The 12272-nt window shown below is 48.7% G+C and carries 13 protein-coding genes; 3 read left to right on the top strand and 10 right to left on the bottom strand.

Annotated elements, in window-relative coordinates; all coding sequences use genetic code 11:
- Positions 1–7 precede the first annotated feature (7 nt).
- Complete coding sequence (gene cedA, locus FEK50_RS11395; RefSeq protein WP_130208300.1) at positions 8–271, bottom strand: cell division activator CedA; 264 nt, start codon at positions 269–271, stop codon at positions 8–10.
- A 182-nt stretch (positions 272–453) separates the two neighbouring features.
- Between cedA and katE the strand changes: the two genes are divergently transcribed.
- On the top strand, positions 454–2715 hold the full coding sequence (katE, locus tag FEK50_RS11390) for a catalase HPII (RefSeq protein WP_131161172.1): 2262 nt from the start codon (positions 454–456) through the stop codon (positions 2713–2715).
- A gap of 139 nt (positions 2716–2854) precedes the next feature.
- Here the strand turns inward: katE and chbG are convergent, their stop codons facing one another.
- The 7 genes from chbG to osmE all read right to left on the bottom strand — a co-directional run bounded on the left by chbG (position 2855) and on the right by osmE (position 8750).
- Positions 2855–3613: a chitin disaccharide deacetylase gene (chbG, locus tag FEK50_RS11385; protein ID WP_131161171.1), complete on the bottom strand. Its 759-nt coding sequence runs from the start codon at positions 3611–3613 to the stop codon at positions 2855–2857.
- A gap of 12 nt (positions 3614–3625) precedes the next feature.
- Positions 3626–4978: a 6-phospho-beta-glucosidase gene (gene celF / locus FEK50_RS11380; protein WP_131161170.1), complete on the bottom strand. Its 1353-nt coding sequence runs from the start codon at positions 4976–4978 to the stop codon at positions 3626–3628.
- Between the two features lie 119 nt (positions 4979–5097).
- Positions 5098–5940, bottom strand: coding sequence for a transcriptional regulator ChbR (gene chbR / locus FEK50_RS11375; RefSeq protein ID WP_171025403.1), 843 nt, complete (start codon positions 5938–5940; stop codon positions 5098–5100).
- Between the two features lie 7 nt (positions 5941–5947).
- Complete coding sequence (gene chbA, locus FEK50_RS11370) at positions 5948–6298, bottom strand: PTS N,N'-diacetylchitobiose transporter subunit IIA (RefSeq protein ID WP_064529165.1); 351 nt, start codon at positions 6296–6298, stop codon at positions 5948–5950.
- 53 nt (positions 6299–6351) lie between these two features.
- The gene (gene chbC / locus FEK50_RS11365) at positions 6352–7710 is read right to left on the bottom strand and encodes a PTS N,N'-diacetylchitobiose transporter subunit IIC (protein ID WP_131161169.1); all 1359 of its coding nucleotides are present in this window, start codon (positions 7708–7710) and stop codon (positions 6352–6354) included.
- 81 nt (positions 7711–7791) lie between these two features.
- Positions 7792–8112 carry a PTS N,N'-diacetylchitobiose transporter subunit IIB gene (gene chbB / locus FEK50_RS11360; protein ID WP_000412160.1) on the bottom strand — a complete coding sequence of 107 codons (321 nt, stop codon included), beginning with the start codon at positions 8110–8112 and terminating at the stop codon, positions 7792–7794.
- Positions 8113–8411: 299 nt separating this feature from the next.
- Positions 8412–8750 (bottom strand): osmotically-inducible lipoprotein OsmE, encoded by a 339-nt coding sequence (gene osmE / locus FEK50_RS11355; RefSeq protein WP_064529167.1) that lies wholly within the window; start codon positions 8748–8750, stop codon positions 8412–8414.
- Positions 8751–8950: 200 nt separating this feature from the next.
- Between osmE and nadE the strand changes: the two genes are divergently transcribed.
- Positions 8951–9778 carry an ammonia-dependent NAD(+) synthetase gene (gene nadE / locus FEK50_RS11350; RefSeq protein ID WP_064529168.1) on the top strand — a complete coding sequence of 276 codons (828 nt, stop codon included), beginning with the start codon at positions 8951–8953 and terminating at the stop codon, positions 9776–9778.
- A 234-nt stretch (positions 9779–10012) separates the two neighbouring features.
- Complete coding sequence (cho, locus tag FEK50_RS11345) at positions 10013–10900, top strand: excinuclease Cho (protein WP_131161168.1); 888 nt, start codon at positions 10013–10015, stop codon at positions 10898–10900.
- On the opposite strand, the gene ves is transcribed toward cho, so the two are convergent.
- On the bottom strand, positions 10860–11435 hold the full coding sequence (gene ves, locus FEK50_RS11340) for an environmental stress-induced protein Ves (protein WP_131161167.1): 576 nt from the start codon (positions 11433–11435) through the stop codon (positions 10860–10862). The genes cho and ves overlap by 41 nt on opposite strands.
- 197 nt (positions 11436–11632) lie before the next feature.
- A complete protein-coding gene (gene spy / locus FEK50_RS11335) occupies positions 11633–12118 on the bottom strand; it encodes an ATP-independent periplasmic protein-refolding chaperone Spy (RefSeq protein ID WP_130208314.1) in 486 nt (161 codons plus the stop codon).
- Positions 12119–12272 lie beyond the last annotated feature (154 nt).

Raw genomic sequence — 12272 nt, 5'->3', positions numbered from 1 at the left:
CGTTTTTTTACTCTTCGACCTCATTCTCTTGTCGAATCTGATTCGCCCATCGCTGGGCCGCCTCCGGCACACTAAACGCCGGTGAGCGCAAGAATGACTCCCCCACCAGAACAAACGCTACATATTTGCCACGTAATATCCAGACATCACGAAACGAATCCATTTTAATCGCATGCTCCGGCGGCGCAGGTTCCGTGCGCGGGACATAGCTAATAATCGGGCGGTTTTGCTGACGTAGCGGTTTCTTCATTACTGGCTTCACTAAACGCATATTAAAAATCAGAAAAAATGTAGTTTAGCCGATTTAGCCCACGTCCGTCCTGCTTTGCGTACATCTTCAAATACTTTCGCCGACACCACCTCCAGAGCGAGACATCCCCGATGGTCTATAGTTAGAGGGTTTTTTGACCAAAAAAGCGGCCCTTTCAGCAATGAAATAAGGAGACGAGTTCAATGTCGCAACATAACGAAAAGACCCCACATCAGCACCAGTCCCCCCTGCACGACTCGAACGAAGCGAAACCAGGAATGGACTCACTGGCACCTGAGGACGGCTCTCATCGCCCAGCGGCTGAACCGACCCCGCCAGGCGCGCAGCCGACCGCGCCTGGCAGTCTGAAAGCCCCTGATACGCGTAATGAAAAACTCAATTCCCTGCAAGATGTACGTAAAGGTAGTGAAAATTATGCGCTGACCACCAATCAGGGCGTGCGCATCGCTGACGATCAAAACTCACTGCGTGCCGGTAGCCGTGGTCCAACGCTGCTGGAAGATTTTATTCTGCGCGAGAAGATCACTCACTTTGACCATGAGCGTATCCCGGAACGTATTGTTCATGCGCGAGGATCTGCGGCTCATGGTTATTTCCAGCCGTATAAAAACTTAAGCGATATTACCAAAGCCGACTTCCTGTCTGACCCGAACAAAATCACCCCAGTATTTGTCCGTTTCTCGACCGTTCAGGGTGGTGCTGGCTCGGCAGATACCGTGCGTGATATTCGCGGTTTTGCCACCAAATTCTATACTGAAGAGGGTATTTTTGACCTTGTCGGCAACAACACGCCGATCTTCTTTATTCAGGATGCGCATAAATTCCCCGATTTTGTTCATGCGGTAAAACCGGAACCGCACTGGGCGCTCCCACAGGGAGGTAGCGCCCACGACACATTCTGGGATTATGTTTCCCTGCAACCGGAAACGCTGCATAACGTGATATGGGCGATGTCGGATCGCGGGATCCCGCGCAGCTACCGTACGATGGAAGGTTTCGGCATCCACACTTTCCGCCTGATTAACGCCGAAGGGAAAGCGACGTTTGTGCGTTTCCACTGGAAACCTCTGGCAGGTAAAGCCTCGCTGGTATGGGATGAAGCGCAGAAACTCACCGGACGTGACCCGGACTTCCACCGCCGTGAGCTGTGGGAAGCCATTGAAGCAGGCGATTTCCCGGAATACGAACTGGGCTTCCAGTTAATCCCGGAAGAAGACGAATTCAAGTTTGATTTCGACCTTCTCGATCCAACCAAACTTATTCCGGAAGAACTGGTGCCAGTACAGCGCGTCGGCAAAATGGTGCTTAACCGCAACCCGGATAACTTCTTTGCCGAAAACGAACAGGTAGCTTTCCATCCAGGGCATATTGTCCCCGGTCTGGATTTCACCAACGACCCGTTATTGCAGGGGCGTTTGTTCTCTTATACCGATACACAAATTAGTCGTCTTGGTGGGCCAAATTTCCATGAAATTCCGATTAACCGCCCGATCTGCCCTTACCATAATTTCCAGCGTGACGGCATGCACCGCATGGGAATCGACACCAATCCGGCAAACTACGAACCAAACTCGATCAACGACAACTGGCCGCGCGAAACACCGCCGGGGCCGAAACGCGGCGGATTTGAATCATACCAGGAACGTGTTGAAGGCAACAAAGTCCGCGAGCGTAGCCCATCGTTTGGCGAATATTATTCCCATCCGCGTCTGTTCTGGCTAAGCCAGACGCCGTTTGAACAGCGCCACATTATCGACGCTTTCAGCTTTGAATTGAGCAAAGTTGCTCGTCCGTATATTCGTGAACGCGTCGTTGATCAACTGGCACATATCGATCTCACTCTGGCGCAGGCTGTGGCTGAAAATCTCGGTATCGAACTGACTGATGAACAACTGAATATTACCCCACCACCAGACATCAACGGTCTGAAAAATGCCCCAACATTAAGCCTGTATGCCATTCCTGACGGTGATGTCAAAGGCCGTGTGGTAGCGATTTTGCTTAATGATGAAGTGAGATCGGCAGACCTGCTGGCCATTCTCAAGGCGCTGAAAGCCAAAGGCGTTCATGCCAAACTGCTTTATTCACGGATGGGCGAAGTGACCACCGATGACGGCACAGTATTGCCAATTGCTGCTACCTTTGCCGGAGCGCCTTCGCTGACGGTGGATGCGGTCATTGTCCCTTGCGGTAATATTGCGGATATCGCAGACAACGGCGATGCGAACTATTACCTGATGGAAGCCTACAAACACCTTAAACCGATTGCGCTGGCGGGAGACGCCCGCAAGTTCAAAGCGACAATTAAGGTGGATGACAAAGGTGAAGAAGGGGTTGTGGAAGCCGACAGCGCCGACGGTAGTTTTATGGATGAACTGTTAACGCTAATGGCGGCGCACCGCGTCTGGTCACGTATGCCTAAGATTGACAAAATTCCGGCGTAAATATGGGTGGCGCAATTGCGCCACCTTTGCCTGATGCGCTGCGTTTATCAGGCTTACCGGATGCTCATAATGCTTTGAAATTTCAATATATTGTATGCCGAACAAGGTGTTTACGCCGCATCCGGCAAAACAGCCTTACCTACACATCCAGATAACTACCCAACCGATAACCACGCTCGGCAATGGCATACTTCAACGACGCCGACGTTAACACATCCAGTTCCGCTAACCGTGGGAAACAGTAAGCACTCTGGCGAATTGTATTATCGACAAACGCAGGATGGCACATCACTTCCAGTGAGCGTTCACCGCGATGACTGGAATCATCCAACACTTGCAGGAGCAGTGATTCACTGATCTCTTCACCATAGAATGCACTACTGAAGCCCTGTGAACTGCGCAGATTTGCGGGTAAATCACCGTCGTTAAATACTGGCTGGCGATCAATACGCAACGCAATCTCCTCTTCAGCCGCAAACTTCGCCACAATCGGGAAAATCTGCGGGAACATATGCACATGATGATGACTATCAAGATGTGTTGGTTTGCGGCCAAACAATTCAATGAATCGCAGATACTGGCTGGCGAGTTCCTGGGAAATTTCTTCCAGTGGTAAGGCATCGTCTTCTGCCAGCTGCCAGATCCATTTCCCCAACACACCTTGCCGGGTCAGCCCAGGCATCTCAGTCAGCGGCTTACCCAGTGTAAGGACAAAGTGCATCCCAACTGCCAGACTCGGCTCATCACGACTTAACCGCACCGCATGGTCGATAGCTTCCCCATTCACCAGCGCCGTCGTTGAGGTGACAATACCATTACGACAGGCCTCGATAATGCCGTAGTTCTGGCCTCTACTTAAGCCAAAGTCATCAGCATTAACAATCAGTAAGCGTTCCATATTCAGCCTCAGTTAATGTGCTTTTTTGAGTTCTGCAATGCAGTCAGCAAAGTTTGGCAACCACTTCTCATGCGCCAGAATCATCTCTCTTGCCAGCAGTTCCGCGTCACGATCGGAATGCACCAGCGGGCTAAGGTTGAGCGCCAGTAACACATCGTTAAATTCACCGCTAAGGGCTGCGTGACTGGCGGCAATCTCAAAACCTTTGATGGTATGAATCAAGCCCATCACTTTGTCATCGAAGTGTGTAATGCGTGGATGTGGCGTCGCGCCATCGCGCCCCAGTGTACAGGTCATTTCTACCGCCCAGTCTGCCGGAATATTATCAATATGCCCATGATGCGGGATATTAACGTAATGTTCCGCTTGCTTGTCGTTGTAGATAGCATTAATCACTTCACACGCCGCATCTGAGTAATATGCCCCGCCGCGCTGTTCCAGTTCTTTCGGCTTAACTTTCAGGTCCGGATTTTTATACAGGTCAAAGAGTTGTTTCTCGACTTTCTGTACCACCTGTGCACGTGCACCGCCTTTATAATACTCACCCATTTCAATCGCCAGCATCTCTTTTTGCTTGAAGTAATAAAGCAGATACGAGCACGGCAACAGATTCAGTGAGCGAATTAAGCCTTCGCTAAACGGCAGATCGAAAATATTTTTTACGCCAGACGCTTTTAACTGCCCGGATGCCACACCATCAAGCAATTCGGCAAAGCGAGACTTGCCATTTACCAGAACATCTTTAATAAACACCATGTGGTTCAGCCCGAACAGATCGATAGATAAATCATCGTTCTCATTCAACGCTAAAACATCGCTGATAAACATCTTCATGCCAATCGGAATATTACACACGCCGATAAAGCGTTTAAATCCGGTATGACGATAAACGGCTTCGGTGACCATTCCCGCTGGGTTCGTAAAGTTAATCACCCAGGCATTGGGGCAGAGTTCTTCAACATCTTTGACTATGTCAAAAATCACCGGAATAGTACGCAGACCTTTAAACAGGCCACCTGCACCGTTGGTTTCCTGGCCGAGATAACCATGACTTAACGGAATACGTTCATCGAGTTCGCGTGCTGGTAATTGACCTACGCGCAGCTGGGTGGTGACGAAATCGGCATTTTTCAATGCTTCGCGGCGATCAAGCGTTTTATAAAGCTTCATTGGTACACCAGCGTTATCAATCATCCGCTGGCAGAGATCGAAAATAATATCCAGCTTCGCTTTACCCTCTTCGATGTCAACCAGCCATAATTCACTCACCGGCAATTCGTGATAACGTTTAATAAACCCTTCCAGTAATTCCGGGGTATAGCTGCTCCCGCCACCAATAGTGACGACTTTTAATTTCTGGCTCATAATTTCTCCCTTCATTAGGAAATACTGATATTCGTCGTGCCTGCCGTTAAGTCAGGAATAACCCGGAAACACCAGGTTATACAGAGCAAGCATGTAAATTTAGTGTTCTGATACAATGGCTACTGATTAAATTCAGTCAATTTTTTACGATAGCTATTGGGTGTAAACGAGGTCAATTTCTTAAACGTTTTAATAAACAGACTGGGGCTACTATAACCGGCTTCAAATGCAATATCTGTTACCGAATAGTTAGTCATTTCCAGTTGTTTTTTGGCAAAATTAATGCGAACTTCATTAATAATTTGCATTGGCGTTTTGCCATAATATCGCTGGGTCGCACGCGTCAAATATTCCTGCGATTTCGCCGACAGTATCACCATATTTTCCAACGCATTTTCACTAAACTGCTCTTTATCATGCATCTTTTCAACCGTGCTTTTCAGCCACTGAGGCACATCATCAATTACCTGTTCTTCTCGGTAATGACGTAAGCGGTTGATAACATAAAAAGTCACTGTCTCAACAAACTCTTCCAGCCCGGTTTCACGGAAATTCAGTGAAGAGATGACCGTTTCCACATAGGTGAGAAAAGCGCTATTGGTCCGGTATACCTGTGATGCGACAAAGCAATAAGGCAACAACGGCAGATAATGCTGCTCAAAAAAACGTTTGCTGATCCCAACATTTAATATACGCGTGGCGCCAAACTCATAAAAACTTTGATGGTGCGAGCCCAACGGAATAAAGACAAAATCGCCCCGCTCCAGCAACACGCGTTTACCGTTTATCTCCTGGTAATAACGACCAGTTAACACCAGGGTGAATTCATAATAGTCGTGTTGATGCAGCCCACTGATACTCTCAGTTTTGTTGTAGATAAACACATGGAAGTTTTTGCCATTAAACAGTTGTTGTTCACGGGCTGTGGCAATTTCCGGCGCGTTAATCACTGACTGCATCATCAACTCCTTATGCCTTCAATTTTTCATGAAGCTCAATTAATTCGCTAATCAGTTCACGTGCAAGCATTGAGGTCATTAAATGATCCTGAGCGTGGACCAGCACCAGACTCACTTTCATCTTACCTTCGCCCGCATCGCCTTCAATCAGTTTCGTCTGTACCAGATGCGCTTCATTCAACGCCATTCGTGACTGATCCATCATCGCTTTTGCTGCCGCAAAATCGCCCTGCTTTGCCTGTTTCAGCGCCGCATACGCCAGACTGCGCGCCTGCCCGGAGTTGATGATAAGCCCCATCACCACTTCTTCCAGTTCTTCGGCTTCGGTTTGCGTATCCGGGATATTGTCGAGATCCATCATACTCAGTTCCTCACTTTCCTTACCCGGCACAGCGTTACCTGTGCCGATATCGATTAAAATTTCAGCGCGTTAGCAATATCTTCTTCACTCTCTTCTTTATCAATCACGTTTTGTGCTTTGTTAGCCACCACAACAAATGGCAGATAAATCAGCGTGGCGATACCGAGGTTGAAGAGTGCGACCAGTAAGGCGGCGACGCTACCGTTGGTGTTAAAGAAGGCTCCCAGACCGGTTGGCATGGTCCACGGCGCAATGTTGGTCACTGGTGGAATAATGCCCATGTAATATGCCGCCAGGGTGATTGCCGCCAGAATCGGTTGTACCAGCACAAACGGGATAAACATCACCGGGTTCATAATAATCGGCAGACCAAACAGAATCGGTTCGTTAATCTGGAAGATGCCGGACGGCAGAGCCAGTTTTGCCACCTGACGATAATCAGCACGGCGAGAAGCAATAAAGATAGCCAAAATCAGGCCCAGGGTCGCGCCACTACCACCGAGGAAAATAAAGGAGTCCAGCATCGGCTTGGCCCAGATATGGAAGGTCTTACCGGCAGCTAATGCCGCTTCGACGGAACCATATTGCTGGTAGGTCGCAATGTTTTCCAACGCCCACGGCGTCATGATGCCGTTGTCCAGTGCAGTCAGCGCCAGCGCGCCGTGAATACCGAAGAACCACAGCAGTGGAACAAAAATCACATACGCCCAGCCGACCACGCTACCCAACGATGCCAGCGGCGTCGAGATGGTATCCATGATGATCTGATGGAAGTTTGTGCCCCAGGTCGTCAGCGCCCAGGCAATAATCCCCATCACGGAAAGAATAATAAAGCCGGGAATCAATGCAGAGAAAGAACGCGATACCGACGCAGGTACGCTATCGGGCAGTCGAATTACCCAGTTGCGGCGGACAATAAAGGTAAACATTTCTGCCACCACCAGGCCGATAATAATCCCGGAGATGATATTCGCGCCGCCTAACCAATTAGCGCCGATGGCATAAGCCTCGCCGACGCTATAAGGCGTGACGGTCATAAACGCCGCAACGGATAACAATCCCGCTGCCAGCGCATCGACTTTACGCTCTTCTGCCAGCGCCATGCCGATAAAGAACGGTGCCATTAAAGACATAATCCCCAATGTTCCGTTATAAACATTTCCGCCAATACCTTTCAGACCATTGAGTGTTTCAATGGTCGAGGCGTCGAGGCGAATACCTAAGGAATAAAAAAACGACCCCTCCCCAAAGCTAAGGAAAACGTTATTAATTAATACAAACATCGCCCCTGCGAGGGTTAACGGCATTAAGCGAATAAAACCGTTTTTGATTGCATTAACGTGCGGCTGCTTTCCTATTTTAACTGCAAAAGGGAGGAGTACCTTTTCAAGCGATGCAATAACATTACTCATAGAAAAATACCCTTAAAAACCGCAACTTAAATATCGCGGTATAGATTTATGAAATAACTCTTTGACGGGAAAATTTAAAAATTAATTTGCTGCGGCTTTTTTAATTGCTGCAACTGCAGCCTTAAGCACGCCTAAACCATCGACTTTGCCATATAACAGCGAGTCAATTACTTCCACCGGTTTATTGGGTAACAAACGCTGAATTTCGGGCAACATATAAGCAATCTGTGGCCCTAATAAAACGACATCGGCATTCAGCCCTTTTTCACCAGCCAGCGTTTCTGGAAATGCTTCAATAATGACCGGAACTTCATATTTTTCTGCCTGAGCGCGCATTTTTGATACCAGTAAAGAGGTAGACATGCCCGCAGAACAAAACAGATAAATGTGTTTCTTTTCCATAAAACTGCCCTCATCAACGATTATCTGTCAGCCAGACACTCCGCAAGCCTTCACCTGCTTCCATGCTCTGGGTAACTTGCGAAACCAACATGACTTTTTTTGGTGGCTGAAAAGAGTATACGGTATTGACCTGAGCAATAGTATTTCTTTGACTATACAAATTGTCTCTCCTTGACCTGCTGTTATGACCACCTTCACATTTCGGTTAAATAATTCGCGTCAACAAATAAGAACACGCGCATAAAAAAACCGGCACAATGGCCGGTTTTCGTTGTGACTCAAGCTTTCAGATGAAGGAATTACTTCGCAGCCTGCGGATCAGTGTCGTATTCGGCACAGGTCTGATAGCCGGTATTGATCACATGCCCGGTATCATCTAACGCGACAAAATAGGTTTCTGCTTTACCATCACGTTGACCCAGAATGTAGGTCTGGCAAGTACCACGAGCATGGATCATGCTCACTTCAGACGAAGGTTTACCCGCAATTTGTGCAACCTGCGCCCGGCTCATGCCTTTTTTGACGTCTTTCACCACAGGCTGTACAAACTGGTCTTTGGTACGATCATACGCCGTACAACCTGCCAGCATGGTTAATACCGCCGCTGCACCCAGAATTCCTGCCATATTCTTGTTCATATTCCGTCCTCTTGTTTATCAGCGTGTTAGATAAGCCTGGAATACATCGGGGGCTTTTTCAAGCCTGAGAGCGAAACGGTTTCGCTTTCAGAGGATTCCTGTATGACGTTTTAACCACCATTCAACCTGCTGTCCCTTGTCGTTTCTGTAGCAACGGGTTAGCTTTAAGGAAGTTTTATTTTTCTGTCTGGAGGGGTTCAATGACATTGCAGCAACAAATAATAAAGGCGCTGGGCGCAAAACCGCAGATTAATGCTGAAGAGGAAATTCGTCGTAGCGTCGATTTTCTGAAAAGCTATCTACAAACCTACCCGTTCATTAAATCACTGGTACTCGGCATTAGCGGTGGTCAGGACTCTACCCTTGCCGGTAAGTTGTGTCAGATGGCAATTAATGAACTGCGCCAGGAAACCGGTAATGAATCACTGCAATTTATCGCCGTGCGCCTGCCCTACGGTGTTCAGGCCGACGAACAAGATTGCCAGGACGCCATTGCCTTTATTCAGCCGGATCGCGTATTAACCGTCAATATCAAGGGCGCGGTACTCGCCAGTGAACAGGCATTGCGGGAAGCGGGTATCGAACTGAGCGATTTTGTGCGTGGCAATGAAAAAGCACGTGAGCGGATGAAAGCGCAATACAGCATTGCGGGTATGACTAATGGCGTCGTAGTTGGCACCGATCATGCGGCAGAAGCCATTACTGGATTCTTCACTAAATATGGTGATGGTGGCACAGACATTAACCCTCTGTATCGTCTGAACAAACGTCAGGGTAAACAGTTACTGGCGGCGTTAGGTTGCCCTGAGCATCTCTATAAGAAGGCCCCAACAGCCGACCTGGAAGATGACCGCCCGTCACTGCCAGATGAAGTCGCGCTCGGCGTAACGTATGAAAATATCGATGACTATCTGGAAGGGAAAAATGTCCCGGAACAGGTCGCCAGAACGATTGAGAACTGGTATCTGAAAACCGAGCATAAACGCCGCCCACCCATTACGGTTTTCGATGATTTCTGGAAAAAATAAACAGTGCGGCCTCCCCGCCTGAGATTGTCGACACCAAATACTTTATTCATGCCGGATGTGGCGTAACCGCCTTATCCGGCCTGCAAAACTTTGCAAATTCAATACATTGCAGGAATCGAGTAGGCCTGATAAGCGTAGCGCATCTGGCAGTTTACATTTGTCATCGGCCTTGCCTCTTTTTTAATCGCCACCCACCCGCTACACTGGATAAATGACCAGCACTCGGAGTAAACAGTGGTACGGCGTTTAACTTCCCCGCGGCTCGAATTTGAAGCGGCGGCAATTTATGAATATCCCGAACATTTACGTTCATTTCTTACTGACTTACCCACCCGACCCGGTGTGTATCTGTTTCATGGTGAAAGTAACACTATGCCGCTCTATATCGGCAAAAGCGTTAACATCCGCAGCCGCGTCCTTTCCCATTTACGTACCCCGGATGAAGCGGCCATGCTGCGACAATCCCGACGCATTAGCTGGATATGTACCGCGGGCGAAATCAGCGCTCTGCTCCTTGAAGCGCGTCTAATCAAAGAGCAACAGCCTTTGTTTAATAAACGGTTGCGCCGCAATCGTCAGCTCTGCGCCCTGCAACTGAATGAAAAACGCGTAGATGTGGTGTACGCCAAAGACGTGGATTTTTCTACTGCGCCAAACCTGTTTGGCCTGTTTGCCAATCGCCGCTCGGCATTACAGGCATTACAGACAATCGCCGATGAACAAAAGCTCTGTTATGGCCTGCTCGGGCTGGAACCGTTAAGCCGCGGTCGTGCTTGCTTTCGGTCGGCGCTAAAACGTTGCGCCGGAGCGTGCTGCGGAAAAGAGAGCCATGAAGATCATGCTCAACGTCTGCTCCAGTCGCTGGAACGTTTGCGGGTGATCTGCTGGCCGTGGCAAGGGGCGGTTGCGTTGAAAGAACAGCACCCGGAAATGACCCAATACCATATTATTCATAACTGGCTGTGGCTGGGGGCAGTTAATTCGCTGGAAGAGGCGGCAACGTTGATCCGTACGCCTGCCGGATTCGATCACGATGGTTATAAAATTCTTTGTAAACCACTACTTTCCGGTCGCTATGAAATTACTGAACTTGATCCGGTGAATGGCCTGCAAGCCAGTTAATTTCACTGAACAGCAGTTTGCCTTGCGGTTGCAAAAGCCGCAGGGTGTGTTTGCCATCGTACCAGCACGCGCCCTGGTCGGTGGTTAACAATTTTTCGCCCAGTTGCCATGCCCCGCTAATCACAAACACCACCCCGCCGCGTGAGCCAAAAGTGGTGAACGTGCGATCGGCAATTCTGACTTTCGCCTTACAGGCATCCAGGCGCGTCATAATGTTGAAATCCATCGACATCAGCCCTTCCGTCAGTTTCGCTTTTACCACCTGGTCTGCCGCAAAAGCAAAAGGCTGTAACGGCTTTAAGGTATGGCTAAAACGGTCTGCGCTTTCAAGAAGCATCTCACCGCCTTCCAGCAGCGTCACACTTCTTTCCATCCCAGGAAATAAAGAAAATTCACCATTGGCCGCAATGGACGCAATGCTGGCACGCCAGTAAAAATCACGTTTCGCAGGGGGAAAACTACAGATCTCACGAGTTTCACCGGCAGCGTTTCGCCACAGGTTCACCGACATTTTACGCATATCAAAGTATTCCATACTCGCTCCGGGCATGCTCTTTTCATTGTTATCGCTCAGGCAACCGTGGATTGTTATCGGCAACTCGTATGATTTACCTTAACGTTTTCGCAAAAATGACAGGCACAGGCGCATAAAAGAAAACCGCCGATCCTGTCCACCGCCTTACTGCAAGGTAGTGGACAAGACCGGCGGTCTTAAGTTTTTTGGCTGAAAGATTATTCAGCAGTTGCAGGCATTTTACCTTTTCCCGCTGGGCGTTCTGTCAGACGCTTCTCAAAATTAGCATTAAATTGCTTTTTCTGCTCCGGCGTCAGGATGTTGTAAATCTTGTTCTGGGTTTCCATATGCGCCAGCATGTTAGCTTTGCGCTGTTCTTCCATTTTAGCAATCTGCGCTTCAGCTTTTGCTTTGTCGAAAGTATCGCTGGCGATGATGTCATGCATTGCGCGGCGTTCTTCCAGCGGCGGACGTTTCATCTGGTCACGCTGGCCTTTCATGATTTCACGAATCTGCTGTTTCTGCGCGTCGGTCAGGTTCAGGTCTTTGAACATCATGTCCTGATGCGGACCGAACTTGCCTTTATGGTGCATCATCGGCTTCGCGTCAGCCGGTGCTGCGGTAGTGGTGTCAGCGGCGTGGGCCAGGTTAGCCGCGCCAAGAGCCAGGGTAGAGGCAACAAACAGTGCAGTTAATTTACGCATATTCTATATCCTTCCTTTCAGTTATTTGTTACGGCTTTCTTAAGTAACGTGCCGTGTTGACGAGATTAACTTTACTGAGTTTAGCGTCAATTAATCAGAGCAACGGTAAATCAATGAAAGTATAAAAAACATTTTTTCGCCAATTATGGAGAAA

The sequence above is a fragment of the Escherichia sp. E2586 genome, from assembly GCF_005781105.1.
GTDB lineage: Bacteria > Pseudomonadota > Gammaproteobacteria > Enterobacterales > Enterobacteriaceae > Escherichia.
Note: the sequence above shows the minus strand (reverse complement) of the source record. Positions and strands in the feature narration are given on the sequence as shown.

Coding starts and splice junctions, on each gene's coding strand:
- cedA (WP_130208300.1), bottom strand. CDS start 271: ATGCGTTTAGTGAAGCCAGTAATGAAGAAACCGCTACGTCAGCAAAAC.
- katE (WP_131161172.1), top strand. CDS start 454: ATGTCGCAACATAACGAAAAGACCCCACATCAGCACCAGTCCCCCCTG.
- chbG (WP_131161171.1), bottom strand. CDS start 3,613: ATGGAACGCTTACTGATTGTTAATGCTGATGACTTTGGCTTAAGTAGA.
- celF (WP_131161170.1), bottom strand. CDS start 4,978: ATGAGCCAGAAATTAAAAGTCGTCACTATTGGTGGCGGGAGCAGCTAT.
- chbR (WP_171025403.1), bottom strand. CDS start 5,940: ATGATGCAGTCAGTGATTAACGCGCCGGAAATTGCCACAGCCCGTGAA.
- chbA (WP_064529165.1), bottom strand. CDS start 6,298: ATGATGGATCTCGACAATATCCCGGATACGCAAACCGAAGCCGAAGAA.
- chbC (WP_131161169.1), bottom strand. CDS start 7,710: ATGAGTAATGTTATTGCATCGCTTGAAAAGGTACTCCTCCCTTTTGCA.
- chbB (WP_000412160.1), bottom strand. CDS start 8,112: ATGGAAAAGAAACACATTTATCTGTTTTGTTCTGCGGGCATGTCTACC.
- osmE (WP_064529167.1), bottom strand. CDS start 8,750: ATGAACAAGAATATGGCAGGAATTCTGGGTGCAGCGGCGGTATTAACC.
- nadE (WP_064529168.1), top strand. CDS start 8,951: ATGACATTGCAGCAACAAATAATAAAGGCGCTGGGCGCAAAACCGCAG.
- ves (WP_131161167.1), bottom strand. CDS start 11,435: ATGGAATACTTTGATATGCGTAAAATGTCGGTGAACCTGTGGCGAAAC.
- spy (WP_130208314.1), bottom strand. CDS start 12,118: ATGCGTAAATTAACTGCACTGTTTGTTGCCTCTACCCTGGCTCTTGGC.